The organism is Mycobacterium sp. PO1, assembly GCF_017312405.1.
GTDB lineage: Bacteria > Actinomycetota > Actinomycetes > Mycobacteriales > Mycobacteriaceae > Mycobacterium.
The window spans coordinates 1-26107 of record NZ_BLTG01000050.1 but is presented as its reverse complement, the minus strand read 5'-3'; the positions used below and the strand labels follow the sequence as shown (position 1 = coordinate 26107).

Genomic DNA, 26107 nt, shown 5'->3' with positions numbered 1-26107 from the left:
GGCGGGAAGAAGTAGGGCGGGTAGTTGGGCGAAAAGAAATAAGGCGGGTTTCGGGCGGGGGAGGAACCACCTCCCAGCCGCTTCCTAGAATGGCTCGGTGACCTCCCAGCCGATCGCCCACCGAGACGCCCACAGCGCCGGCCTCGATGCCCTGCCCAAATCGTGGGACCCCGGGGCGGTGGAAAGCGACCTGTACGAGGGCTGGGTCCGAGCCGGTTACTTCACCGCTGATCCCGCCAGTGCCAAGCCGGCCTACTCGATCGTGCTGCCGCCGCCCAACGTCACCGGCAGCCTGCACATGGGCCACGCCCTGGACCACACCCTGATGGACGCTCTGACCCGGCGTAAACGCATGCAGGGCTACGAGGTGCTGTGGCTGCCCGGCATGGATCACGCCGGCATCGCCACCCAGAGCGTCGTGGAAAAGCAGCTTGCCGCGGACGGGAAGACCAAAGAGGACTTCGGCCGCGAGCTGTTCGTGGAGAAGGTCTGGGACTGGAAGCGCGAATCCGGCGGCACGATCGGCGGGCAGATGCGCCGCCTCGGCGACGGTGTGGACTGGAGCCGCGACCGCTTCACGATGGACGACGGGTTGTCGCGAGCTGTGCGCACCATCTTCAAGCGGCTCTACGACGCGGGGCTGATCTATCAGGCCGAGCGGCTGGTGAACTGGTCGCCCGTGCTGCAGACCGCCATCTCCGACCTCGAGGTCAAGTACGAGGACGTCGAAGGCGAGCTGGTGTCGTTCCGCTACGGCTCGATGAGCGACGACGAACCACACCTGGTGGTGGCCACCACGCGGCTCGAGACGATGCTCGGTGACACCGCGATCGCGGTGCACCCCGACGACGATCGCTACCGCCACCTGGTCGGGCAGACTCTGCCGCACCCGTTTCTGGATCGTCAGATCATCGTTGTCGCCGACGGGCATGTCGACCCCGAATTCGGCACCGGTGCAGTCAAAGTCACCCCGGCCCACGACCCCAACGACTTCGAGATCGGGCTGCGGCACCAGCTGCCGATGCCGTCGATGCTCGACACCAAGGGACGGATCGCCGACACCGGAACGCGGTTCGACGGCATGGACCGCTTCGAGGCCCGGGTCGCGGTCCGGGAAGCGCTGGCCGAGCAGGGTCGCATCGTCGACGAGAAGCGCCCCTACCTGCACAGCGTCGGCCACTCCGAGCGCAGCGGCGAGCCGATCGAGCCGCGGTTGAGCCTGCAGTGGTGGGTCCGGGTCGAGTCGCTGGCCAAGGCCGCGGGTGACGCGGTCCGCAACGGTGACACCGTGATCCATCCGCCCAGCCTGGAGCCGCGCTGGTTCGCCTGGGTGGACAACATGCACGACTGGTGCATCTCCCGTCAGTTGTGGTGGGGTCACCGAATTCCCATCTGGCACGGTCCGGACGGGCAGACCGTCTGCGTCGGACCGGACGAGACGCCGCCGGAAGGCTGGGAACAGGATCCCGACGTCCTCGACACCTGGTTCAGCTCGGCGCTGTGGCCGTTCTCCACGATGGGCTGGCCGGACCGGACCCCTGAGCTCGCCAAGTTCTATCCGACGACCGTTCTGGTCACCGGTTACGACATCCTGTTCTTCTGGGTGGCGCGGATGATGATGTTCGGCACGTTCGTCGCCGACGATCCGGCCATCACCGCCGACGGCAGCAGAGCACCGCAGGTGCCGTTCGAGAACGTGTTCCTGCACGGGCTGATTCGCGACGAGCACGGCCGCAAGATGAGCAAGTCGCGGGGCAACGGCATCGACCCGCTCGACTGGGTGGAGATGTTCGGTGCCGATGCGCTGCGCTTCACGCTGGCTCGCGGCGCCAGCCCCGGCGGCGACCTGGCCATCGGCGAAGACCACGCCCGCGCGTCTCGCAACTTCGCCACGAAACTGTTCAACGCCACCAGGTTCGCCCTGATGAACGGCGCGGCCCCGGCGTCCCTGCCGCCGGCCGAAGAACTCACCGACGCCGACCGCTGGATCCTGGGCCGGATGGAAGAAGTTCGCGCCGAAGTCGATTCGGCGTTCGACGCGTACGAGTTCAGCCGGGCCTCCGAGTCGTTGTATCACTTTGCCTGGGACGAGTTCTGCGACTGGTACGTCGAGTTGTCCAAAGTACAACTCGGGGAGGGTATTTCACATACCACGGCGGTACTGGCTAGCGTGCTGGACACGCTGCTGAAACTGCTGCACCCGGTCATGCCCTTCGTGACCGAGGTGTTGTGGACGACACTGACCGCACAAGGGGGTGAGGCCACGGGCGCGGCGGAATCACTGGTGGTCGCCGACTGGCCGGCCCCCAGCGGCTTCACTGTCGACCAGGGCTCCGCCCAACGTGTCGCCGACATGCAGAAGCTGATCACCGAGGTCCGCCGATTCCGCAGCGATCAGGGGCTGGGCGACCGGCAGAAAGTGCCCGCCCGGTTGTCGGACGTCTCCGCGGCGGGCTTGGACTCCCACGTGCCGGCGGTCACCGCGCTGGCGTGGCTGACCCCGCCCGGGGACGACTTCGCGCCGTCGGCCTCGGTCGAGGTCCGGTTGTCCGGGACCACGGTCGTCGTCGAGGTCGACACGTCGGGCACCGTGGACGTCGCGGCCGAACGGCGCCGCCTCGAGAAGGACCTCGCCGCGGCCCGCAAGGAGTTGGCAGGCACCACCGGCAAGTTGTCCAACGAAGGCTTCCTGGCCAAGGCGCCGGCCGAGGTCGTCGACAAGATCCGGGCCCGCCAACAGCTGGCCGAGGAAGAGGTCGAGCGCATCACGGCCCGACTGAGCGCGCTGCCCACCCCATGAGCGCACCCGAGCCGACGCCGGACGAGATCGCCGCACTGCTGCAGGTCGAGCACCTGCTCGATCAGCGCTGGCCGGAGACCAAGATCGAGCCCAGCACCGCGCGCATCTCGGCGCTGATGGAGATCCTGGGGTCCCCGCAGCGTGGTTACCCGTGCATCCACGTCGGCGGAACGAACGGCAAGACGTCGGTGGCCCGGATGATCGACGCTCTGCTCACCGCGCTGCACCGGCGCACCGGCCGCACCACCAGCCCGCACCTGCAGTCCGCGGTGGAACGCATCGCCATCGACGGCAAGCCGGTCAGCCCGGCGACCTACGTCGACACCTACCGCGAGATCGAGCCGTTCGTCCAGCTCGTCGACCAGCAGTCCGAGCAGGCCGGTGGGCCGCCGATGAGCAAGTTCGAGGTCGTCACCGCGATGGCGTTCGCCGCCTTCGCCGACGCCCCGGTCGACGTCGCGGTCGTCGAGGTGGGCCTCGGTGGGCGCTGGGATGCGACCAACGTCGTCAACGCCCCGGTCGCGGTCATCACGCCGATCGGCATGGACCATGCCGACTACCTCGGTGACACCATCGGCGAGATCGCGGCCGAGAAGGCCGGCATCATCACCAAACAGCCCGAAGACCTCGTCCCGACCGACACGGTCGCGGTTCTGGCCAGGCAGACGCCCGAGGCGATGGAGGCCCTGCTGGCGCAGACGGTGCGTGCCGACGCGGCGGTGGCCCGCGAGGACTCGGAGTTCGCGGTGCTGAGTCGACAGACCGCCATCGGCGGCCAGCTGCTCGAACTGCAGGGGCTCGGCGGGGTGTACTCGGAGGTGTTCCTGCCGTTGCACGGCGAACACCAAGCCCACAACGCCGCGGTCGCGCTGGCCGCCGTGGAGGCGTTCTTCGGCGCGGGCGCGCAGCGCCAACTCGACGTCGACGCGGTACGGGCCGGATTCGCCTCGGTCACCGCACCCGGTCGACTCGAGCGGATGCGCAGTGCGCCGACGGTGTTCCTGGACGCTGCACACAATCCCGCCGGCGCCACCGCGCTGGCGGCCGCGCTCGGCGAGGAGTTCGACTTCCGATTCCTGGTCGGCGTGGTCTCGGTGATGGCCGACAAAGACGTCGACGGCATCCTGGCCGCGCTCGAACCGGTCCTCGACCGCATCGTGGTCACGCGCAACGGTTCGCCGCGTGCCCTCGACGTGGAGGGGCTGATGGTCAAGGCCGAGGAACGCTTCGGGCCGGAGCGGGTGGTTGCGGCCGCGACCTTGGCGGATGCGATCGAGACCGCCACCGCCCTGGTCGAGGAGTCCGCCACCGACGCCGAGGGTGCCGGCGGTATGAGCGGGGCGGGCATCGTCATCACCGGATCGGTGGTCACCGCGGGGGCCGCGCGCTCGCTGTTCGGGAAGGACCCGGCATGACGGAGCCGACGCAGGGGCCCGACCCCTGGAAGAGCTTTCGCGGCGTGATGGCCGGCACGCTGATTCTGGAATCCATCGTCGTGCTGCTCGCCCTCCCGGTCGTCGGCGCGGTCGGCGGGGGGCTCACCGCACTCTCGACCGGTTACCTCGTCGGGGTCGCTGTGCTGCTGGTGCTCATGGCCGGCGTGCAGAAGCGTCCGTGGGCGATCTGGGCCAATCTCGCGGTACAGGCGTTGCTGATCGCGGGCTGGGTGATCTATCCGGGCGTGGGTTTCATGGGGCTGCTGTTCACCGTGGTGTGGCTGCTCATTGCCTACCTGCGGGCCGAGGTGCTGCGCCGGCAGAAGCGCGGCCTGCTGCCCGGCCAGCAGCCCCCGACCGATTAGGCTGTCGGCCGTGACCGAGCGCACCCTTGTTTTGATCAAGCCCGACGGCGTCCAGCGCCACCTCATCGGCGAGATCCTTCGCCGCATCGAAGGCAAGGGCCTCACCATCGCGGCCTTGGAACTCAAGGATGTCAGCGACGAGCTGGCACGTGCGCACTACGCCGAACACGAGGGCAAGCCGTTCTTCCCGTCGCTGCTGGAGTTCATCACCTCGGGACCCGTGGTCGCCGCGATCCTGGAGGGCCCGCGCGCCGTGGCGGCGTTCCGTCAGCTCGCCGGGGGCACCGATCCGGTGGAGAAGGCCACGCCCGGCACGATCCGCGGCGACCTGGGACTGGAAACCCAGTTCAACCTGGTGCACGGCTCCGATTCGCCGGACTCGGCGGTCCGTGAAATCGAGCTCTGGTTCCCCGGGCGGTAGCTCCGCGCCGCACCGGCTTCGGCCGCCTTGTCGGTTCGCTCCGTTCGATGTGGGATACTGGCGACGGGTGACCGACCTGACAACCCCGGGTCGATCATCCGAATGAAGACTTAGACGCGCGCGACCACCGCTACCGCGGTGTGGCGCAGACCGTCCAGCCATCATTCAGACCGGCACCGGGATGACTCTTTCGGGAGCGCCCGGAGCAAGACCAGTACAAGTGCGGGAGTACCGAGCAAGCAGGGCCCCGGACACAAATCGGAAGCCCTCGCGTGGCCGCGTCAGCAAACGACGCGCCCGGGGGCTTGAGGAGAATACGTGGCCGACAATGACAATTTTCACGCTTCAGCCCACGACCTCCCGGAAGAGACGCAGCCCGCTGCTGACTCCGCCGGGAACGCGACCGAGGCGCCCCCTCCCGAACGCCTGAGGGTGCATTCGCTGGCCAGAGTCCTCGGGACCACCAGCCGAAAGATCATCGACGCGTTGGTGGAGCTCGACGGCCGCGCCCGCAGCGCGCATTCCACCGTGGGCCGCGAGGAAGCCGACCGGGTCCGCCAGGCGCTGGCCGAGGCGGAGTCGAGCGAAGCAGTCACCGGTGACGCGGCGGCCGAGCCGCCTGTGGATATGGCGGCCGAGCCGCCTGTGGATATGGCGGCCGAGCCGCCTGTGGATATGGCGGCCGAGCCGCCTGTGAATACGGCGGCCGAGCCGCGTGTGGACAGCGGGACCGAGCCGCTCGTGGACAGCGCGGCCGAGCCGCCGGCGGATCTCGTCGAACCCGCTACCGCACAGACCCCCGCGGCGGAGGCTGCCGAGGAGGAACCCGAGTCGCGGCTGATCCTGGAGACGCCCGCGCCGCAGACCACGGCGGCCGCCGACTATCTGCCGCTGTTCGTCGCGCCTCAGCCGGTCCGCTACCAGGAGCGCCGCGCCAACACCGACGACGAGGACGACGTCGCCGACACCGGCGAGGACTCCGACGCCGACGACACCGACTCCGACTCCGACGAGGGACAGTCCGAACGCCCCTCGGGTAAACGGCGACGGCGGGGCCGCCGGGGCCGGGGCCGGGGCCGGGGTGAGCAGAACGGCGACGACGGGCCCGACGGCGAGGCCGACAGCGCCGACGACTCAGCGGAGTCGGACCGCGACTCGGACGACTCCGGAGACTCCGACGACGACTCCGATGACGACGACTCGTCGTCGACCGAGGGCGGCAACCGCCGCCGCCGGCGCCGCAGGCGACGCAAGTCCGGCTCCAGCAACGACGACGACAGCGGCACCTCTCCCGACGACCCGCCCAACACGGTCGTCCATGAGCGCGAGCCGCGTCAGTCGGGCAAGGGCGACGGCGGCAAGTCTTCCGGCGGCGACTCGGAAATCCAGGGCATCAGCGGCTCCACCCGGCTGGAAGCCAAACGGCAGCGCCGCCGCGACGGACGCGACGCCGGCCGTCGGCGTCCGCCCATCCTGAGTGAGGCCGAATTCCTGGCTCGGCGCGAAGCCGTCGAACGCAGGATGGTGATCCGCGACAAGGTACGGACCGAGCCGCCGCACGAGGGCGCTCGCTACACCCAGATCGCCGTGCTCGAGGACGGCGTGGTGGTCGAGCACTTCGTCACCTCGGCGGCGTCGGCGTCGCTGGTGGGCAACATCTACCTCGGCATCGTGCAGAACGTGCTGCCGTCGATGGAGGCGGCCTTCGTCGACATCGGCCGCGGCCGCAACGGAGTGCTCTACGCCGGCGAGGTCAACTGGGAGGCCGCCGGTCTGGGCGGTGCCAACCGCAAGATCGAGCAGGCCCTCAAGCCGGGCGACTACGTGGTCGTACAGGTGAGCAAGGACCCCGTCGGCCACAAGGGCGCACGGCTGACGACCCAGGTGTCGCTGGCCGGCCGCTACCTGGTCTACGTGCCCGGCGCGTCGTCGACCGGCATCAGCCGCAAGCTGCCCGACACCGAGCGTCAGCGCCTCAAGGAGATCCTGCGTGAGGTCGTCCCCGCCGAGGCCGGGGTGATCATCCGCACCGCCTCCGAGGGCGTCAAGGAAGAAGACATCCGCTCCGACGTGGAGCGGTTGCAGAAGCGCTGGACCGAGATCGAGTCCAAGGCTGCCGAGATCACCAAGAAGAAGGCCGGCGCCGCGGTGGCCCTCTACGAGGAGCCCGACGTCCTGGTCAAGGTGATCCGCGACCTGTTCAACGAGGACTTCACCGGCTTGGTGGTCTCCGGTGAGGACGCGTGGAAGACCATCAACGACTACGTGACGTCCGTCGCGCCCGAATTGTTGCCGCGGATGTCCAAGTACGAGCCGCCCTCCGATGCGAACAACGCGCCCGACGTGTTCGCGGTGCACCGCGTCGACGAGCAACTCACCAAGGCGATGGACCGCAAGGTGTGGCTGCCCTCCGGCGGCTCGCTGGTGATCGACCGCACCGAGGCCATGACGGTGGTCGACGTCAACACCGGCAAGTTCACCGGCTCGGGCGGCAACCTCGAGCAGACCGTCACCCGCAACAACCTCGAGGCCGCCGAGGAGATCGTGCGTCAGCTCCGGCTGCGCGACATCGGCGGAATCGTGGTGATCGACTTCATCGACATGGTGCTGGAGTCCAACCGCGACCTGGTGCTGCGGCGGCTGACCGAGGCGCTGGCTCGCGACCGCACCCGTCACCAGGTGTCGGAAGTGACGTCGCTGGGCCTGGTTCAGCTGACGCGCAAGAAGCTCGGCACCGGCCTGATCGAGGCCTTCTCCTCGACGTGCACACACTGCGGAGGTCGGGGGATCGTCCTGCACGGCGATCCGGTCGACTCCGCCTCGTCGGGCTCGGGACGAAAGTCCGAGTCGGGCGGCGGTCGCCGCAGCAAGCGCGGCAAGCGTGGCGCCCGCGAGCAGGAGGTGCAGGTTGCCAAGGTGCCGGCGCACAGCCCGGGCGAACACCCGATGTTCAAGGCGATGGCTGCGGCCAACGGCAAGCACGACGACGAGGACGACGAGAGCGGCACGTCCATCGACACCGGTGACGCCGAAGAAGTCGCCGAACTCGAGCCCGACACCATCCGGCGGGCCGTTTCGGGCACCTCGGAGGAGGATCTCGACGACGAGTACGACGACAGCGATGACGACACGGACGACTCGGATGACGACAGCGAGGACGACGAGACCGACGAGCTCGATCTCGATTCCGACGACGACGAGGACGAGGACGACCTGGAAGACGACCTCGACGTGATCAACGGATCCGCCGAGGACCGGAGCGACGACGAGCCGGTCACGGCGACCGCGCCGGGGAGGCGACCACGCAGGCGCGCCGCGGCACGACCCGCCGGACCGCCCTCGACCGACTGAGCGGTTTGACCCTCTCCCCGCTGGTCACGTACCCTTGACCAGTTGTCTGCAGGCCGAGCCGACGGCGGGCCGAAGACAGGGACGAGATCCCACCCGAACCCGCGCGCACCCCACCCGGTGATGCGCGCCCGCACGCGAGACAGAGGAAGACCTACCGATGGCAGCCGATAAAGCCACGTACGCGATCGTCAAGACCGGTGGCAAGCAGTACAAGGTCGCGGCCGGCGACATCGTCAAGGTGGAGAAGCTCGACGTCGAGCCGGGCGGAACCGTGTCGCTGCCGGTCGCCCTGGTCGTGGACGGCGCGAACGTCACCACCGATGCGAAGTCGCTGGAGAAGGTCGCGGTCACCGGTGAGGTGCTCGAGCACACCAAGGGCCCCAAGATCCGCATTCACAAGTTCAAGAACAAGACCGGCTATCACAAGCGCCAGGGCCACCGTCAGCAGCTGACGGTGCTCAAGGTCACCGGCATCAAGTAACGACGGGAGCGACAGAAATGGCACACAAGAAGGGCGCTTCCAGCTCGCGCAACGGTCGCGATTCAGCCGCCCAGCGGCTCGGCGTCAAGCGGTTCGGCGGGCAGGTCGTCAAGGCCGGCGAGATCATCGTCCGCCAGCGGGGTACTCATTTCCATCCCGGCGTCAATGTGGGCCGGGGCGGCGACGACACGCTGTTCGCCACCGCGCCCGGCGCCGTCGAGTTCGGCATGAAGCGGGGCCGCAAGTTTGTCAACGTCGTCCGCCCCGCGCGTACCGACGCCTAGAGGTTCCTCGCCGCGAACGTGACGTTGCCGCGAGGGTTGACCTGATACTCGCCATACCGTCACGTTCGTCGGAAAGGAACGACCATGCCCCGCTTCGTCGACCGCGTCGTCATTCACGCGCGGGCGGGTAACGGCGGCAACGGCTGCGCCTCGGTGCACCGCGAGAAGTTCAAGCCCCTCGGCGGTCCTGACGGCGGTAACGGCGGGCGCGGCGGAAGCGTGGTGTTCGTCGTCGATCCGCAGGTTCACACGCTGCTGGATTTCCATTTTCATCCGCACGTCGTCGCGCCCTCGGGCAAGCAGGGCGCGGGCAGCAACCGGGACGGCGCCGCTGGTGCGGACCTGGAGGTGAAGGTCCCCGACGGCACCGTGGTCCTCGACGAGGACGGCCGCGTCCTCGCCGACATGGTGGGTGCCGGGACCCGGTTCGAAGCCGCCAGCGGCGGTCGCGGCGGCCTCGGCAATGCCGCGCTGGCCTCGCGTGCCCGCAAGGCCCCCGGTTTCGCTCTCCTCGGCGAGAAGGGTGAGATCCGCGACCTCACGCTGGAGCTCAAGACGGTCGCCGACGTCGGCCTGGTGGGTTTCCCGTCGGCCGGCAAGTCCTCGCTGGTGTCGACGATCTCAGCGGCCAAGCCCAAGGTCGCCGACTACCCCTTCACCACGTTGGCGCCCAACCTGGGTGTGGTCTCGGCGGGCGAGCAGACGTTCACCGTCGCCGACGTGCCCGGTTTGATTCCGGGTGCCTCCGAGGGGCGCGGGCTGGGCCTGGAGTTCCTGCGGCACATCGAGCGCTGCGCGGTGCTGGTGCACGTCGTGGACTGCGCCACGCTGGAGCCGGGACGCGATCCGGTCTCCGACATCGAGGCGCTGGAAGCCGAGATCGCCGCCTATACGCCCACGCTGCAGGGTGATTCGATGCTCGGCGATCTCGCCGAGCGCCCACGCGCGGTGGTGCTGAACAAGATCGACGTCCCCGAGGCCCGTGAGCTCGCCGAATTCGTCCGCGACGACATCGCCGAGAAGTTCGGCTGGCCCATCTACGAAGTGTCGACGGTCACCCGAGAAGGTCTGCGGCCGTTGATCTTCGCGTTGTGGGACATGGTCGCCGCGTACCGTGCCGCCCAGCCGGAGGTGGCTCCGCGCCGGCCGGTGATCCGTCCCGTCGCCGTCGACGAGAGCGGGTTCACGGTGGAATCGGACGGTTCCGGTGGGTTCGTCGTGCGCGGTGTCCGGCCGCAGCGGTGGGTCGCGCAGACCAACTTCGACAACGACGAGGCCGTCGGCTACCTGGGCGACCGGCTGGCCCGGCTCGGTGTCGAGGACGAGTTGCTCAAGTTGGGTGCCAAACCGGGCTGTGCCGTGACGATCGGTGAGATGACCTTCGACTGGGAGCCGCAGACTCCGGCCGGCGTGGACACACCGATGTCGGGGCGTGGTACCGACGTCCGGCTCGAGCAGACCGAGCGGGTCTCCGCCGACGAACGTAAGGCGGCCCGCAAGGCTCGGCGGGAGACCCCCGACGAGGATCGGCCGTGAGCCGGCATCGCGACTCCATCAAGACAGCGCGCTCGGTCGTCGTCAAGATCGGCACCACGGCGCTGACGACGCCGTCGGGGATGTTCGACGCCAGCCGGCTCGAAGGCCTCGCCGATGCGATCGAAGCTCGGATGAAGTCCGGCTCCGATGTGGTGATCGTGTCCTCCGGCGCCATCGCGGCCGGCATCGAACCGCTCGGATTGACCCGTCGGCCCACCGATCTGGCCACCAAGCAGGCCGCCGCCAGCGTCGGTCAGGTCGCGCTGGTCAACTCGTGGAGCGCCGCGTTCGGCCGCTACCAGCGCACGGTCGGTCAGGTCCTGCTGACGGCCCACGACATCTCGATGCGGGTCCAGCACACCAACGCACAGCGCACCCTGGACCGGCTGCGGGCGCTGCATGCCGTGGCGATCGTCAACGAGAACGACACTGTGGCGACCAACGAGATCCGGTTCGGCGACAACGACCGGCTCTCGGCGCTGGTGGCCCACCTGGTCGGCGCCGACGCGCTGGTGCTGCTGTCCGACATCGACGGCCTCTACGACAGCGATCCCCGCAAGGGGGATGCGCGGTTCGTGCCCGAGGTCGCCGGCCCCGACGATCTGGCCGGGGTCACGGCGAGTCAGGGCAGCCACCTGGGCACCGGCGGGATGGTCTCGAAGCTGTCCTCGGCACTGCTGGCCGCCGACGCCGGAGTACCTGTGCTGCTGGCCGCCGCCTCCGACGCCGCCGCGGCGCTGTCCGACGCCTCGGTGGGCACGGTGTTCGCACCCCGTCCGCAACGCATGTCGGCACGGCGGTTCTGGGTCCGATACGCGGCCGAAGCGGCCGGCTCCTTGACCCTCGACGACGGTGCGGTCAATGCCGTTGTGCGACAACGGCGCTCGCTGCTGCCAGCCGGAATCACCGCGGTGTCCGGCCGGTTCTTCGGTGGCGACGTCGTCGAATTGCGGTCCCACGATTCGACCATGGTCGCCCGGGGTGTGGTCGCCTACGACGCCGGCGAGTTGGCGACCATGCTGGGCCGGTCCACCTCAGACCTGCCGACTGAGATGCGCAGGCCGGCCGTGCACGCCGACGACCTGGTCGCGGTGTAGGTCAGGCCGAACTCGCCAGCGCCGGCAACTCGTCGGCAAGCAATGCGAGCATCGGCGAGCACCCGGTGTCGATCTTGACGTCGGCCAGGTCGTCACCACGGGTGGGTCCGCGGTTGATGATCGCGACCGGCATGCCCTTGGCCGCCGCATGGCGGACGAAGCGGAAACCCGAGTACACGGTGAGCGACGACCCCGCCACCAACAGTGCGTCAGCGGAATCGACGAGTGAGTACGCCTGATCCACGCGGGCTTTGGGCACGCTCTCACCGAAGTAGACGATGTCGGGCTTGAGCATGCCGCCACACCGGGGGCAGTCGACGATCCGGAATGACGCGGTGTCGCTGACCATCGCGTCCGCATCGGGGGCCACCGCGATGCCGCCGAGCGTGGCGGCCCGGGCGGCGAATCCGGGGTTGGCCTGCTCGAGCAGGTCGGCCAGCGCGGCGCGAGTCATCGTGTGCCCGCAGTCCAGGCACACCACCCGGGCATAGCTACCGTGCAGGTCGATCACGCCCGGACTGCCCGCTTTGGTGTGGAGCAGGTCGACGTTCTGGGTGATCACCCCGTTGACGATTCCGGCCCGTTGCAGCGCAGCCAGCGCGCGGTGCCCGGCGTTGGGCATCGTCTGATCCATGTGTCGCCAGCCGAGGTGGTTCCGCGCCCAGTACCGCTGCCGGAACGCTGCATCAGAGGTGAACTGGCGGATGGTCATCGGGTTGCTGGGCGGCGAGTCCGGTCCCCGGTAGTCCGGAATGCCCGAATCGGTGGACATGCCCGCCCCGGTGAGCACGGCGGTGCGCCTGTCCTGCAGCAGGGCGACCAGTTCGGGTGCTTCCACCCCGTCAAATGTAGGCGATCAGTCAGTTCAGGCGTGTTCGTGCTGGTCAGCGCCGTTGGCGGCGAGTTGGTCATCACGATGGTCGCTCAGATCCGCCTCGTCCCGACCGTCGCCCGTGTCGTCCAGAACGTCATCGTCGTCATCATCGTCGTCATCGTCGTCGATCGCGATGATCTCGACGACCTCGATGTGACGTTCGATGCGGTGTTCGTCGGACAGCGGCACCGACACGGTGAGGATTCCGCGGTCGTAGGTGGCATTGATCTCGTCGGCGTCGGCGCCGTCGGGCAGCGTCACCGTTCGGGTGAACGTTCCGTAGGCGAATTCCGAGCGCCCGCAGTTCTCGTCCGGTCCCGATCGCTGGGCGCTGATCGTCAGCTTGCCGTCACGCACGGTGACGTCGATGTCGTCGTCGGGGTCCACGCCGGGCAACTCGGCACGGACTTCGTAGACGTCGTCGTAGAGTTCGTCTTCGATGCGCATCGTGCGGTTCTCGAAGAGCGGGCGCAGCGCCGCCAATGCCGGCACTGTCTCGATCAGCTCGGCCAAGTCGGACAGCAGAGGGCGCGAAGGACGTTGGGTGGCAACCTTGTTCACGGCGTCCAGAATGCGCGTGCCAGGAGAAATCCGCGGGTCGACTTCGGTGCGTAGAGGCGAACGCCAAGCCAACTCGGGTGCTATTCCACCTGGGTGGGGCACGCCTCGACGGGCACGAGGATGTTGATGACCCCGGATTTCTCGAACTCGAAGAACACCTCGACGCCCTCACCGGTCCGCGTGGATTCGTCGAGGTCCTGCACCACCGCCTCCAGGCGCGGTGCGCCCTGGACGTCCCTGCTGACCGCGACGGTCTCCTCGGGCGGGATGTCGACGGGAAGCGGGGGCTCGAACCGGATGTCCGCAGCCGCGGGAGTGGTCACCGACAGCAGCCGCTCGGTTTCGGTGATGCGGGTGTTGGTCGCGGTGAACCGCAGTACCCCGCTGTCACCGGCCTGGATTTCACACGACGCGATATAGGTGGGCACGAGATAGGCGCTGTCCACCGAGGTCTCCAGCTCGGAAGGTGCGTCCGCACCGCGGTCCGAGGACCCCATCACGGCGTCGAGGCATCCGCTCAGCGGCAACGTCAACGCGGCGGCCGCGCAGGTGGCGAGGACTCTTTTCTGTCGGTGTGCAGTAGCCATCACCGAGGTCCTACCCGCTTCACAGCTGGTCAAACGTGTGCCGTTTCGGATCGGGTGCTCCGGGTAGCCGTGTGCGCGTGACTTCAGCGGTGATGCGGGCGTTGACGGTGCGGCCCGGCGACGCGGACTCCCTGGCGGTGACCGAGGTGGACGAACCCTCGCCCGGCAGCGGCGAATTGTTGGTCGAGGGGCTTGCGCTGGGGGTGTGCGGAACCGACCGGGAGATCGCCCACGGGTCCTACGGATGGGCGCCGACGAACCGGGACCGGTTGGTGATCGGGCATGAATCACTGGGCCGCGTCCTGGAAAGCCCGCAAGCCGGCGACTTCAGCCGCGGCGACATCGTCGTCGGCGTGGTGCGCCGCCCCGACCCCGTCCCGTGCGGCGCCTGCGCGATCGGAGAGTTCGACATGTGCCGCAACGGTCGCTACACCGAGCGCGGCATCAAGGAGACCGACGGTTACGGCAGTCAGCGCTGGACGGTGTCCGTCGACTACGCGGTGAAACTCGATCCCGGCCTCGCCAACGTGGGCGTGTTGATGGAGCCCACCACGGTGGTCGCGAAAGCGTGGGAACAGATCGTCCGCATCGGCGAGCGCAGCTGGTTCGATCCGAAACGGGTCCTGGTCACCGGTGCCGGGCCGATCGGTCTGCTGGCCGCGATGCTGGGCGCCCAACGTGGACTCGATGTCCATGTGCTCGACCGGGTCACCGACGGCGCCAAACCCGCACTGGCGCGGTCCCTGGGCGCGACCTACCACACCGACTCCGTCGATGCCGTCACCAAGCGCCTGGCACCCGACGTGGTCATCGAGGCGACCGGCGCCAGCAGCGTCGTCATCGACGCGATGACGAACACCGCCGAGTACGGCATCGTCTGTCTGACCGGGGTGTCGCCCCGAGGCCGCACGGTGCAGATCGACGCCGGCGGGCTCAACCGCGAGATCGTCTTGGAGAACGACGCCGTGGTGGGTTCGGTGAACGCGAACCTGCGCCACTACCGAGCCGCCGCCGACGCCCTGGCCAAGGCCGACCGGGACTGGCTGGCCGGTCTGATCACCCGCCGGGTTCCGCTGGAGCGCGCCGCCGAGGCCTTCCGGCCGTCCGAGGGCCACGATGACATCAAGGTCGTCATCGACCTGCAGGCGGCCGCGTGAGCCGCATCGAGGACTACGCGCTGCTGGGTGATCTGCAGACCGCCGCGCTGGTGGGCTGTGACGGCGCCATCGACTGGCTGTCGCTGCCGCGATTCGACTCCCCGGCCTGTTTCGCCGCGCTGCTCGACGACCGCGAAGCAGGACGCTGGCAGATCGCACCCGCCGGCGGCGGGCGCGCGACGCGCCGCGGCTACCGGGGTGACACGTTGATCCTCGAAACCGAGTGGGGCACCGGGGAAGGCACGGTGCGCCTCATCGACTTCATGCCACCCCGTGGCACCGAGCCCGACATCGTGCGCATCGTCGAAGGTGTCGCCGGGAGGGTGCCGATGCACATGGACCTGCGACTGCGCTTCGACTACGGCCATGTCGTGCCGTGGGTCCGCCGTCACGACGACGATCTGGTCGCGGTCGCCGGCCCTGACTCGACCTGGTTGCGCACGCCGGTACCGCTGCGCGGTGAGGATCTCGCCACCGTCGCCGATTTCGACGTCGAAGCAGGACAACGAATCCCCTTCGTCCTGGCCTATGCCGAATCCCATCACCCGAAGCCCCGCCTCGTCGATGCCGAGCAGTCCCTGGCCGCGACGGAGAATTTCTGGACGAGCTGGATGGCGCACTGCGACTACACCGGGCCGTGGGAGGCCGAAGTCCGCCGGTCGCTGCTGCTGCTCAAAGCGCTGACCTACGCGCCCACCGGCGGGATCGTCGCAGCCGCGACGACGTCACTTCCGGAAGACCTCGGCGGGTCGCGCAACTGGGACTACCGTTACTGCTGGCTGCGTGATGCAACGTTCACCCTGCAGGCGCTGCTGGGGACCGGGTACGTCGCCGAAGCCCGCCAGTGGCGCGAGTGGCTCGTGCGGGCCGTCGCCGGCGATCCCGCGACATTGCAGATCATGTACGGCCTCAACGGCAGTCGCCGGCTACCCGAGCAAGACCTGACCTGGCTGCGGGGCTACGAGAATTCGCGACCGGTCAGAATCGGCAACGCCGCGGCGGGCCAGTTCCAGCTCGACGTGTGGGGCGAGGTGCTCGACGGCCTGCACCTTGCCCGTGACGCCGGCATCCCGACCGACGACACGGCCTGGGATGTGCAACTGGCCCTGCTGGACTTTCTGGAGGGCAACTGGCAGCAGCCCGACAACAGTCTCTGGGAGGTCCGCGGTCCTCGACGGCAATTCGTACATTCCAAGGTCATGGCCTGGGCCGGGGTGGACCGTGCGGTGCGCTCGGTGGAGAATCACGGGCTCCCCGGACCCGTCGAGCGGTGGCGGGCGCTGCGCGACCGCATCCACGCCGATGTGTGTACGCATGGTTTTGACGCGCAACGCAATACGTTCACGCAGTACTACGGTTCGACGAGCCTGGACGCGTCGCTGTTGCTGATTCCGCGGACCGGCTTTCTGCCCTGGGACGACCCCCGGGTGGTCGGCACCGTCGATGCGGTGCAGCGGGACCTCACCGTCGACGGCGGTTTTCTGCTGCGTTACCGAACCGAGCACGGCGTCGACGGTCTACCCGGCGGTGAAGGCGCATTCCTGGCCTGCACCTTCTGGCTGGCCGATGCGCTGTTCGGCATCGGCCGCGTCGCGGAGGCGCGGGATCTCTTCGAGCGCTTGCTGGCCCTGCGCAACGATGTGGGCATGCTCAGCGAGGAGTACGACCCGGCCACGGCGCGGCACGTGGGGAACACCCCGCAGGCCTTCAGCTTGGTGGGCCTGATCAACACCGCCAGGGAGCTCTCGGGCACGCACACCGAGACCTCGGGTGCCTCCGGTCAACGTGCGGTACGCGACGGGACACAATGAGGCATGGACTTCTACTCGGCATACCAGCACGGCTTCGTCCGGGTCGCGGCCTGCACCCAGCACACCGCGCTGGCTGACCCCGCCGCCAACGCGGAATCGGTGCTGGCCACCGCCCGCGACTGCGACGCCGACAGTGTCGCGGTGGCGGTCTTTCCCGAGCTGACGCTGTCGGGCTACTCGATCGACGACATCCTCATGCAGGACGCCCTGTTGGAGGCCGTGCACGAGGCGCTGCTCGAGGTCGTTGCCGGCTCGGCAACCCTGATGCCGGTGCTGGTGGTCGGTGCACCGCTGCGGTTCGGGCACCGCATCTACAACTCCGCGGTCGTCATCCATCGGGGCCGCGTCCTCGGCGTGGTGCCCAAGTCCTACCTGCCCACCTACCGGGAGTTCTACGAGAAGCGTCAGATGGCTGCCGGCGACGACGTTCAGGGCGTCATCCGCATCGGCGACGTCGACGCTCCGTTCGGCGCCGACCTGTTGTTCGCCGCCACCGACGTTCCCGGCTTCGTCCTGCATGTCGAGATCTGTGAGGACATGTTCGTCCCGGTTCCGCCGAGCGCGCTGGCCGCGTTGGCCGGGGCGACCGTGCTGGCCAACCTGTCGGGCAGCCCGATCACGATCGGGCGGGCCGAGGACCGCTCGCTGCTGGCGCGGTCGGCGTCGGGCCGGTGCCTGGCGGCCTACGTGTACGCCGCCGCGGGCGAGGGTGAGTCCAGCACCGACCTCGCCTGGGACGGCCAGACGATGATCTGGGAGAACGGTCGCTGTCTGGCCTCCTCGGAACGGTTTCCCGAAGGGCCCCGCCGTTCGGTGGCCGACGTCGACCTGGAACTGCTGCGCAACGAACGGCTGCGGATGGGCACCTTCGACGACAATCGGGTGCACCACGAGATCTCCGACGACGATTACCGGCGGGTGGAGTTCCTGCTCGACCCGCCGCCCGGAGACATCGGTTTGCGCCGCAACGTCGAGCGTTTCCCGTTCGTGCCGTCCGATCCCGCACGGCTGGAACAGGATTGCTACGAGGGCTACAACATTCAGGTGTCCGGGCTGGAGCAGCGGCTGCGTGCGCTGGGTGCGCCCAAGATCGTCATCGGGGTCTCGGGCGGGCTGGACTCCACTCACGCCCTGATCGTTGCGGCGCGCGCGTTGGACCGGTTGCAGCGTCCGCGCAGCGACATTCTGGCGTTCACCCTGCCCGGTTTTGCGACCGGCGACCGCACGAAGAGCAATGCCGTTGCGTTGTGCGACGCGCTCGGGGTGACCTTCAGCGAGATCGACATCCGACCGAGCGCCGAGCTGATGCTCAGCGAGATGGGTCACCCGTTCGCGCTGGGGGAGAAGGACCCGGCCAAGATCTACGACGTCACGTTCGAGAACGTGCAGGCTGGTCTGCGCACCGACTACCTGTTCCGGCTGGCCAACCAACGCGGCGGCATCGTGCTGGGCACCGGTGATCTCTCGGAGATCGCGCTGGGCTGGTCCACTTACGGTGTGGGCGACCAGATGTCGCACTACAACGTCAACTCGGGTGTACCGAAGACGCTGATCCAGCATCTGATCCGCTGGGTGATCTCGGCGCAGCAGTTCGGGCCGGCCGAGGATCCGATCAATGTGGCGCTGCAGTCGGTGCTGGACACCGAGATCACCCCCGAACTCGTTCCGGCCGGCGAGGACGAGGAGATCCAGAGCACCGAGGCCAAGATCGGCCCCTATGCGTTGCAGGACTTTTCGCTGTTCCAGGTGTTGCGCTACGGCTTCCGTCCGTCGAAGGTGGCATTCCTGGCGTGGCACGCGTGGCACGATGCCGCGGCCGGTTCGTGGCCGCCCGGATTCCCCGAGGACGACCGACCGGAGTACAGCCTCGCCGAGATCCGTCGCTGGCTGACCGTGTTCGCCCAGCGGTTCTATTCGTTCTCGCAGTTCAAGCGCTCGGCGATTCCCAACGGCCCCAAGGTGTCAGCGGGTGGGTCGTTGTCCCCGCGCGGGGACTGGCGGGCGCCGTCGGACATGTCGGCGCGGACCTGGCTCGACGAGATCGAACGGTCGATCCCGGCGGAGTGACGTCAGCCGACCACCAGCGCCAGGGTGCCCAACGCGGTGGAGCGGTGCGGCACCGCACTGAGTTCGGCGAGACGGGTGACCGCGCGAGCGATTCCGGCGGCGAGGTCGTCGACGTCCGGAGCGTGGTCGTAGTCGGCCAGGATGCCGAATGCCAGGTGATCGGCGTAGCTCAGGATGGCCACGGCGGTGCGCAGCTGGGCGCCCAGCGGCGGGATCGGTGCCAGCCGCACGACTTCGCGGCCCATGATCTGCAGCCGGTGCCGTGGCCCGGGCACGTTGGTGGCCAGGGTCACGACCCCGCGCTGCGGCAGCCGGCTGAACGCGCGTACCGTCCAGGCGCTCATCGCGAACGGGATCAGGTTGGCCGCCGAGACGAAGATGCTCGACGCCTCGCGTTGACCGCTCTTCTTGGCGGTGGTCAGCCGGCGGTGCACGGTCTGGAGTTGCTGCAGCGGATCGGGCAGGTCCACCGGAAGGTAGGGCAGCATCGCCGCGACCCGGTTGTCGGGATCCCCGGCGCGCGGGTCTGCCGCCGACCCGCGCAGCGACACCGGCACCAGCGTGCGCAGCGAGGTGCGCCTGGGTGTCTCGCCACGGTTGATCAGCATTGACCGGAAGCTGTCGGTGATCGCGGCCAGCGCAACGTCGTTGACGGTGACACCGAACCTTTCGCACACCTTGTCGACGTCGGCCATCGACACCTCGGCCAGCGCGAACCGTCGCATGTCGCTGACGGGGCCGTTGAGGGTCGATGCCGCAGGCCGGATGAGCCCGCCGGCGATCTCGGCGGCGCCGTGCACCGCCTGCACGGCAACGTTGGCCACTTCGGTCGAGGTGCGCCACGCGGAGCTCACCCATCGCAGGGGGTTCAGTGACAACAACGGGGGGCCGGCCGGTGTCGCAGTGGTAGCGCTGACCACCCGCAGGCCGGCCGCCTCGTCGAAGAGGCGGCCCAGCATCCGGGCGGCGGACACCCCGTCGGCCATGCAGTGGTGGATCTTGGTCAGGACCGCCCATCGATTCTGTGCCAGGCCCTCGATGACCCAGGACTCCCACAGCGGGCGGTTGCGGTCCAGTCGGTGACCCATGATGTCGGCGGTCAGGCGGTGCAGCGCAGCGTCGTCGCCGGGGCGCGGGACGGCTACCCGGTGCACGTGATGGGTGATGTCGAACGCGGGGTCGTCGACCCATTCGGGGGCGCTGAGGTCCCAGGGCCGGGTGCGGAGCACCTGCCGTAGGCGCGGCTCGGCAGTGATGCGGTCGGCGATGAGCCCGATCAGCGCGTCGAAGTCCGGAGCCGGACCCGTCAACACCGCGATGCCGCCGATGGCCATGCTGATGTGGGGGTCGGCGTCCTCGACTTCGAGGAAGCCCGCGTCGAGCGCGCTGAGGTGTTCCATGCCGTCACACTGCGCGCTGACGCGTTCTTGGGGCAGGGCCGGAAGTCCTCAGTTGGCGCAGCAGGGGTCGCCGCGCCAGGCCTCGATGCCCTCCCGCACCGCAAGCGCAGCGATGCCGAGCGCGGCGACCGGATCGGCCCACGTCCAGCCCAGCAGGCTGTGCAGGACCAAGCCGGCCAGCAACACCGCCGACAGGTAGGCGCACAGCAGCGTCTGTTTGGAGTCGGCGACCGCCGAGCGCGAATTGAGTTCGCGTCCGGCGCGACGTTGGGTCAGCGACAGCGCCGGCATGATGACCAGGCTCGCCGCGGCCAGCGCGATCCCGATCGTCGTCGGTTGGGGTTCACCGATGCCGGCCAGCGACAGCGCCGCATCGACACTGACGTAGGCCGCCAGCGCGAAGAACGAGAACGCGATGAAGCGCAGCGCCGCTTTCTCGCGGGTCTCGGGGTCGCGCGCCGAGAACTGCCACGCCACGGCGGCGGCCGAGGCCACCTCGACGGTCGAGTCGAGTCCGAACCCGACCAGAGCCGAGGAGGACACCCGGGTGCCCTCGGCCAGCGCGATGACGGCCTCGACGACGTTGTAGCTGATCGTGGCGGCAACCAGCAGTCGTACCCGGCGGGTCAGTACCGCCCGCCGGGTGGGGGTCGGTCCCGTCATCAGCAACAGTCCTGGTCCTCGGCGGCGGGGCAGCAGGCGGGATCGACGACCAGCACGATTCCGAGTAGTTCGTCGAGGGCGTGGGCGATCCGCGGGTCGGAGAGCTCGTAGCGGGTGCGCCGGCCCTCCGGGCAGGCGCTGACGAGCCCGCAGCCGCGCAGGCAGGCCAGGTGATTCGACAGGATCTGGCGAGAGACTCCGATGCGTTCGGCAAGTTCGGACGGGTAGCCCGGCCCCTCGCGCAACAGGAGCAGGATCTCGGTCCGGGTGGGATCCGACAGCGCGTAGCCGAACCGGGAGAGAGCACCGACGCCCAAAGCCGTCTGCATGGTCGGAACGGTACAGCCAGTGATGAATTCAGCGCAATCTGAACTATTGAGTGTCAGAGTCGCCCGTCGACTCGCAGATCGGGGTGCACCCAGTTCGGTGACCGGCGTTCCTTGAACGACCGGAACCCTTCGGCCGCCTCCGCCGACGAATAGCTGGCCTGCATGCCGATGCGGTCGAACAGGCCCAGGTAGCTGTCAAGGCTGGACTTCACCACGCTGCGGGCTCTGGGCGCGGTCCGCGCGCACTGACCCAGCACCTCGCGGGCGGACTCGAGAAGGTCGTCGTGTGGCACCACCCGGGCGACGAGCCCCCACTCGTGCGCCTCGGCCGCGGTCAGGGTGCGGCCGGTGAACATCAGATCCCGGGTCCGCACTGGTCCGATCAGCCGCGCCAGCATCTGGCTGTAGTAGGTGTCGGCGATGCCACGCAGCAGTTCGGGCACCCGGAACGTGGCGCGGTCGCTGACCACGGCCATGTCGCTGCACAGTGCGATCTGCATGCCGCCCCCCTGGCACAGCCCGTTGACCGCCGACACCACCGGCTTCACGGACTGCCGCAGCGTTTCGAACGGCGTCACGTCCATTCCCAGCGCCGACCCGAAAGTCAGCCAGTTGTCCGAACCGTCGCCGCCGCCCATGTCCCCGCCGGGGGCGAACACGTCGCCGGTTCCGGTGATCAGCAAGCCGGCCAGATCCGGGTCGGCGTCGACGTGGCGCACGGCATAGCGGATGCCGAAGTACATCGCCGGCGTCATGGCGTTGCGGGCCTGGGGCCGGTCGAGGGTGCACACCCCGAAGGGGCCCTCCCGGGTGAACCTCAGATACGGCGTGCCGAGCCAGTCGCCGTCGGGCGGGCGGGGCGTGTTCGTCATCGGCAGATTCCTTCGGTCAGGGGTTCACGGCGTCGTCGATGGCCTCAGCGTAGGGCGCGCAGTCGCCGGCGCCGAGCGCCAGCGTCGCCAACGCCCCGGCCGCACACGCACGCCGCAACGCGGTGTGTAAACCGTCGGGCCACGACGCGGCGAGCACCCCGGCGAACACGTCGCCGGCACCGGTCGTGTCGACCGCCTCCACCGCGGGGGCGGGCACATCGAACCGCCCGCCCTCGCCGTGGTGGGCCGCTCCGCGGGCACCGCGGGTGACGATCAGGTGCGCGACCGCGCCGTCATCCCATGCCTGAGCCTCGGTCTCGTTGACCACCACGACATCGGCGAGACCGGCCAGCCGGCGGACCTCCGGTCCGGCGGGCGAGGCGTTGACGATGACGGTCGCGCCCGCATCACGCGCGGTGCGCGCGGCCGCCCGGGCCGTGTCGACCGGGATCTCCAGGGACAGCAGCACCACGTCGGCGTCGGCGATCACTGCGCGAAGCGCCCCTGAGGCCAGCGTCAGATGGGCATTGGCGCCGGGGGCGACGACGATGCAGTTCTCTGCGTGGGCGTCGACGAGGATCACGGCCGAGCCGCTGGGTCCGGGAACCGTGACCAGACCAGCCAGTCCCACGTCGTTGGCGCTGAGGTGGGAGCGCAGCTGATCGGCGGCGGTGTCGGTGCCCACCGCCGCGATCAGCTGCACCGACGCGCCCGCGCGAGCGGCGGCGACCGCCTGGTTGCCGCCCTTCCCGCCCGGTGCGGATGTCAGTGCCGCGGCCAACACCGTCTGGCCGGGCTGTGGCAGCGCGTCGACGGTGAAGGTGTGATCGACGTTGACACTGCCGACCACACACACCTGCGCAGGCATGGCGCTCACGCTAGCTCCTCGGGTGAGACGGCGCGGGCAGGTCCGATAAGCTGGGCTAATGGTTCTGCCCGCTCCCTCACGCAGCGACGTCGCCGATGACCTGCGGGCGCAGGTGCACGAGGCCGCCCGCCGGGCGCGTAGCGCCGCCCGGGCCTTGGCGACCCTGAGCACGGACACCAAGAACCACGCGCTGCGCACCGCCGCCGACTACGTGCTGATGAACACGCGCACGATCCTCGAGGCGAACGAACGCGACCTGGAGGCCGCGCGGAACGCCGGCACGCCGGCGGCGATGCTGGACCGACTGGCCCTCGACCCGGCCCGTATCGAAGGCATCGCCGACGGGCTGCGTCAGGTCGCCGGCCTTCCGGATCCGGTCGGGGAGGTGCTGCGGGGCCGCACCCTGCCCAACGGGCTGCAGCTGCGCCAACAGCGGGTGCCGCTCGGGGTCGTCGGCATCGTCTACGAAGGCCGGCCCAACGTCACCGTCGACGCGTTCGGGCTGACGCTCAAGAGCGGCAATGCCGTGCTGCTGCGCGGAAGCTCCTCGGCGGCCCAATCCAACAGCGCGTTGGTCGACGCGTTGCGCGCGGCGCTGGTGACCGACGGCCTGGACTGCGAGAGTGTCCAGCTGCTGCCCAGCGCGGACCGCGCCAGCGTCACCCACCTGATCCAGGCGCGCGGCCTCGTCGACGTGGTGATCCCGCGCGGCGGCGCCGGGCTGATCGACGCCGTCGTGCGCGACGCCCAGGTCCCCACCATCGAGACCGGTGTCGGCAACTGCCACGTCTACGTGCACGCCTCCGCCGACCTCGACATGGCCGAGGCCATCCTGCTCAACGCCAAGACGCGGCGGCCCAGCGTGTGCAATGCCGCCGAGTCGCTGCTGGTCGACGCCGCGATCGCCGACGTCGCGGTGCCCCGCCTGACCGGTGCGCTGCAGGCAGCAGGGGTCACGGTGCACACCGACCCCTCCGACGCCGAACTGCGCGCCGAGTTCCTGTCGATGGACATCGCGCTGGCCGTCGTCGACGGTGTCGACGGTGCCGTCGAGCACATCAACGAATACGGCACCGGCCACACCGAGGCCATCGTCACCACAGACCTGGCCGCTGCGCAGCGGTTCACCGAACGGGTGGACGCCGCGGCGGTCATGGTGAACGCGTCGACCGCGTTCACCGACGGGGAACAGTTCGGTTTCGGCGCCGAGATCGGCATCTCCACCCAGAAGTTGCACGCCCGAGGACCCATGGGTCTGCCCGAATTGACGTCGACCAAGTGGATCGTGTGGGGAGACGGCCACACGCGTCCGGCCTGAGTCAGGAGAGATCATCCAGTGAGCGTCCCCGCACGCCCCGCACCGCTGTTCGCCGACATCGACGATGTCGCCCGGCGGCTGGCCGAAACCGGGTACCTGCCCGACACCGCGACCGCCACCGCGGTGTTCCTGGCCGACCGCCTGGGCAAGCCGCTTCTGGTCGAAGGTCCGGCCGGTGTCGGCAAGACCGAGTTGGCCCGCGCCGTGGCCCAGGCGACGGGTTCGGGACTGGTGCGGCTGCAGTGCTACGAGGGTGTCGACGAGGCGCGCGCGCTCTACGAGTGGAACCACGCCAAGCAGATCCTGCGCATCCAGACCGGCAACCAGGGCGGTCAGGGCGACTGGGACCAGACGAAGATGGACGTGTTCTCCGAGGAGTTCCTGCTCAGCCGTCCGCTGCTGACCGCGATCCGGCGCACCGACCCCACCGTGCTGCTGATCGACGAAACCGACAAGGCCGACATCGAGATCGAAGGCCTGCTGCTGGAGGTGCTGTCCGATTTCGCGGTGACGGTGCCCGAGCTCGGCACCATCGTCGCCGAACGCAAGCCGCTGGTGGTGCTGACCTCGAACGCGACCCGGGAGCTGTCCGAGGCGCTCAAGCGGCGGTGCCTGTTCCTGCACATCGACTTTCCCGACGCCGACCTCGAGCGGCGCATCCTGCTGTCGCGGGTGCCCGAGCTGCCCGAGCGCATCGCCGACGAGTTGGTCCGGATCATCGGGGTGCTGCGCGGCATGGCGCTCAAGAAGGTGCCCTCGGTGGCCGAGACCATCGACTGGGGCCGCACCGTGCTGGCGCTGGGTCTGGACACCATCGACGACGAGATGATCGCCGCCACGCTCGGTGTCGTGCTCAAGCACCAGTCCGATCAGGTCAAGGCTGCCGGGGAGCTGAGGCTCAACTGATGGCACCCCGACGCACCCGACCCCCGCAACCCCTGGCGCCGCACGGCATCCCGGGGCATCTGGTCGAGTTCGTCGAGGCGTTGCGCAGGCAGGGGATCTCGGTGGGCCCGTCGGAGACGGTCGACGCCGGGCAGGTGATGGCCACCCTCGGGCTGGGAAATCGGGAGGTGCTGCGCGAAGGTCTGGCGTGCGCAGTGCTGCGCCGACCCGATCACCGCGACACCTACGACGTGCTGTTCGACCTGTACTTCCCGGCCGCGTTGGGCGCCAAGACCGTGCTCGCCGACGACGACACCGAGGAGGGCCTGCCGCCCGAGGACATCGAGGCGTTGCGCAGCGCGCTGGTCGACATGCTGGCCGACAACGACGACGTGGCCGACCTCGACGAACGACTGGCCGCGATGATCGCGCAGATCGTCGAGGCCTACGGCCGGTACAACTCCAGCCGCGGCCCGTCGTACTCGTCCTATCAGGCCCTCAAGTCGATGAGCCTCGACGACCTGGAGGGCCGACTGCTGGCCGGTCTGCTCGCCCCCTACGGCGAGGAACCCACCCCGACCCAGGAACAGATCGCCAAGGCGCTGGCCGCGCAGCGCATCGCGCAGCTGCGCAGGATGGTCGAGGCCGAGACCAAGCGACGCACCGCCGAGCAGCTGGGCCGCGAACACGTCCAGACCTACGGTGTCCCTCAACTGGCCGAGAACGTCGAGTTCCTGCGTGCCTCCGGCGAACAACTCCGCCAGATGCGCCGCGTGGTGGCACCGCTGGCCCGCACCTTGGCCACCCGGCTGGCCGCCCGGCGGCGCCGCTCCCGGGCCGGGGAGATCGATCTGCGCAAGACGCTGCGCAAGTCGATGTCCACCGGCGGGGTGCCGATCGACGTCGTGCTGAAGAAACCCCACCCGGCCCGCCCGGAACTGGTC

General features: G+C 69.1%; 22 protein-coding genes and 1 pseudogene. 15 read left to right on the top strand and 8 right to left on the bottom strand.

The window, feature by feature from the left end; all coding sequences use genetic code 11:
• Nucleotides 1-97 precede the first annotated feature (97 nt).
• The 9 genes from J3476_RS17710 to proB all read left to right on the top strand — a co-directional run bounded on the left by J3476_RS17710 (nt 98) and on the right by proB (nt 11771).
• A complete protein-coding gene (locus J3476_RS17710; protein ID WP_207067709.1) occupies nt 98-2800 on the top strand; it encodes a valine--tRNA ligase in 2703 nt (900 codons plus the stop codon).
• Nucleotides 2797-4215, top strand: coding sequence for a folylpolyglutamate synthase/dihydrofolate synthase family protein (locus J3476_RS17705; RefSeq protein ID WP_207067708.1), 1419 nt, complete (start codon nt 2797-2799; stop codon nt 4213-4215). The genes J3476_RS17710 and J3476_RS17705 overlap by 4 nt, the downstream gene beginning before the upstream one ends.
• Complete coding sequence (locus tag J3476_RS17700) at nt 4212-4601, top strand: DUF4233 domain-containing protein (protein ID WP_207067707.1); 390 nt, start codon at nt 4212-4214, stop codon at nt 4599-4601. Before J3476_RS17705 ends, J3476_RS17700 begins: the two co-directional genes overlap by 4 nt.
• Nucleotides 4602-4611: 10 nt before the next feature.
• Complete coding sequence (ndk, locus tag J3476_RS17695) at nt 4612-5022, top strand: nucleoside-diphosphate kinase (protein WP_152517830.1); 411 nt, start codon at nt 4612-4614, stop codon at nt 5020-5022.
• A gap of 318 nt (nt 5023-5340) precedes the next feature.
• The gene (locus tag J3476_RS17690) at nt 5341-8373 is read left to right on the top strand and encodes a ribonuclease E/G (RefSeq protein ID WP_207067706.1); all 3033 of its coding nucleotides are present in this window, start codon (nt 5341-5343) and stop codon (nt 8371-8373) included.
• 157 nt (nt 8374-8530) lie between these two features.
• Nucleotides 8531-8854: a 50S ribosomal protein L21 gene (gene rplU, locus J3476_RS17685; RefSeq protein ID WP_152517828.1), complete on the top strand. Its 324-nt coding sequence runs from the start codon at nt 8531-8533 to the stop codon at nt 8852-8854.
• A 17-nt stretch (nt 8855-8871) separates the two neighbouring features.
• Nucleotides 8872-9138, top strand: a complete 267-nt coding sequence (gene rpmA / locus J3476_RS17680; protein WP_152517827.1) for a 50S ribosomal protein L27 — start codon at nt 8872-8874, stop codon at nt 9136-9138.
• Nucleotides 9139-9222: 84 nt separating this feature from the next.
• Complete coding sequence (gene obgE, locus J3476_RS17675; RefSeq protein ID WP_207067705.1) at nt 9223-10674, top strand: GTPase ObgE; 1452 nt, start codon at nt 9223-9225, stop codon at nt 10672-10674.
• Nucleotides 10671-11771: a glutamate 5-kinase gene (gene proB / locus J3476_RS17670; protein ID WP_207067704.1), complete on the top strand. Its 1101-nt coding sequence runs from the start codon at nt 10671-10673 to the stop codon at nt 11769-11771. Before obgE ends, proB begins: the two co-directional genes overlap by 4 nt.
• Nucleotide 11772: 1 nt before the next feature.
• On the opposite strand, the gene J3476_RS17665 is transcribed toward proB, so the two are convergent.
• The 3 genes and pseudogenes from J3476_RS17665 to J3476_RS17655 all read right to left on the bottom strand — a co-directional run bounded on the left by J3476_RS17665 (nt 11773) and on the right by J3476_RS17655 (nt 13793).
• The gene (locus J3476_RS17665; RefSeq protein WP_207067703.1) at nt 11773-12609 is read right to left on the bottom strand and encodes an NAD-dependent protein deacetylase; all 837 of its coding nucleotides are present in this window, start codon (nt 12607-12609) and stop codon (nt 11773-11775) included.
• Between the two features lie 180 nt (nt 12610-12789).
• Nucleotides 12790-13206: pseudogene (locus J3476_RS17660) on the bottom strand (Hsp20/alpha crystallin family protein); the annotation flags it as partial.
• A gap of 80 nt (nt 13207-13286) precedes the next feature.
• The gene (locus tag J3476_RS17655) at nt 13287-13793 is read right to left on the bottom strand and encodes a hypothetical protein (RefSeq protein ID WP_207067702.1); all 507 of its coding nucleotides are present in this window, start codon (nt 13791-13793) and stop codon (nt 13287-13289) included.
• A gap of 77 nt (nt 13794-13870) precedes the next feature.
• Here J3476_RS17655 and J3476_RS17650 point away from each other — a divergent pair, with 77 nt between their 5' ends.
• The 3 genes from J3476_RS17650 to J3476_RS17640 are packed head-to-tail and all read left to right on the top strand — an operon-like array spanning nt 13871 to nt 18828.
• On the top strand, nt 13871-14950 hold the full coding sequence (locus tag J3476_RS17650; RefSeq protein WP_286183281.1) for a glucose 1-dehydrogenase: 1080 nt from the start codon (nt 13871-13873) through the stop codon (nt 14948-14950).
• Entirely contained in the window at nt 14947-16761 is a 1815-nt protein-coding gene (locus J3476_RS17645) for a glycoside hydrolase family 15 protein (RefSeq protein ID WP_207067701.1), read from the top strand. The genes J3476_RS17650 and J3476_RS17645 overlap by 4 nt, the downstream gene beginning before the upstream one ends.
• 3 nt (nt 16762-16764) lie before the next feature.
• Complete coding sequence (locus tag J3476_RS17640; RefSeq protein ID WP_207067700.1) at nt 16765-18828, top strand: NAD(+) synthase; 2064 nt, start codon at nt 16765-16767, stop codon at nt 18826-18828.
• Nucleotides 18829-18830: 2 nt separating this feature from the next.
• Here the strand turns inward: J3476_RS17640 and J3476_RS17635 are convergent, their stop codons facing one another.
• Genes J3476_RS17635 through J3476_RS17615 form a run of 5 tightly spaced genes read right to left on the bottom strand, consistent with a single transcriptional unit; the run spans nt 18831 to nt 22960 of the window.
• Nucleotides 18831-20228, bottom strand: coding sequence for a wax ester/triacylglycerol synthase family O-acyltransferase (locus J3476_RS17635; protein ID WP_207067699.1), 1398 nt, complete (start codon nt 20226-20228; stop codon nt 18831-18833).
• A 48-nt stretch (nt 20229-20276) separates the two neighbouring features.
• Complete coding sequence (locus J3476_RS17630) at nt 20277-20891, bottom strand: cation transporter (RefSeq protein ID WP_207067698.1); 615 nt, start codon at nt 20889-20891, stop codon at nt 20277-20279.
• Nucleotides 20891-21220 (bottom strand): helix-turn-helix transcriptional regulator, encoded by a 330-nt coding sequence (locus tag J3476_RS17625; RefSeq protein ID WP_207067697.1) that lies wholly within the window; start codon nt 21218-21220, stop codon nt 20891-20893. Before J3476_RS17625 ends, J3476_RS17630 begins: the two co-directional genes overlap by 1 nt.
• Nucleotides 21221-21273: 53 nt before the next feature.
• Nucleotides 21274-22092 carry an enoyl-CoA hydratase/isomerase family protein gene (locus tag J3476_RS17620; protein ID WP_207067696.1) on the bottom strand — a complete coding sequence of 273 codons (819 nt, stop codon included), beginning with the start codon at nt 22090-22092 and terminating at the stop codon, nt 21274-21276.
• A 16-nt stretch (nt 22093-22108) separates the two neighbouring features.
• Nucleotides 22109-22960: a ribokinase gene (locus J3476_RS17615; protein ID WP_207067710.1), complete on the bottom strand. Its 852-nt coding sequence runs from the start codon at nt 22958-22960 to the stop codon at nt 22109-22111.
• A gap of 58 nt (nt 22961-23018) precedes the next feature.
• On the opposite strand from J3476_RS17615, the gene J3476_RS17610 reads away from it, so the two are divergent.
• From J3476_RS17610 to J3476_RS17600, 3 genes are all read left to right on the top strand, one after another.
• Nucleotides 23019-24278, top strand: coding sequence for a glutamate-5-semialdehyde dehydrogenase (locus tag J3476_RS17610; RefSeq protein ID WP_207067695.1), 1260 nt, complete (start codon nt 23019-23021; stop codon nt 24276-24278).
• 18 nt (nt 24279-24296) lie between these two features.
• On the top strand, nt 24297-25184 hold the full coding sequence (locus J3476_RS17605; protein WP_152517814.1) for a MoxR family ATPase: 888 nt from the start codon (nt 24297-24299) through the stop codon (nt 25182-25184).
• On the top strand, nt 25184-26107 hold a 924-nt coding region (locus J3476_RS17600; protein WP_207067694.1), incomplete at its 3' end, for a VWA domain-containing protein. The genes J3476_RS17605 and J3476_RS17600, both read left to right, overlap by 1 nt.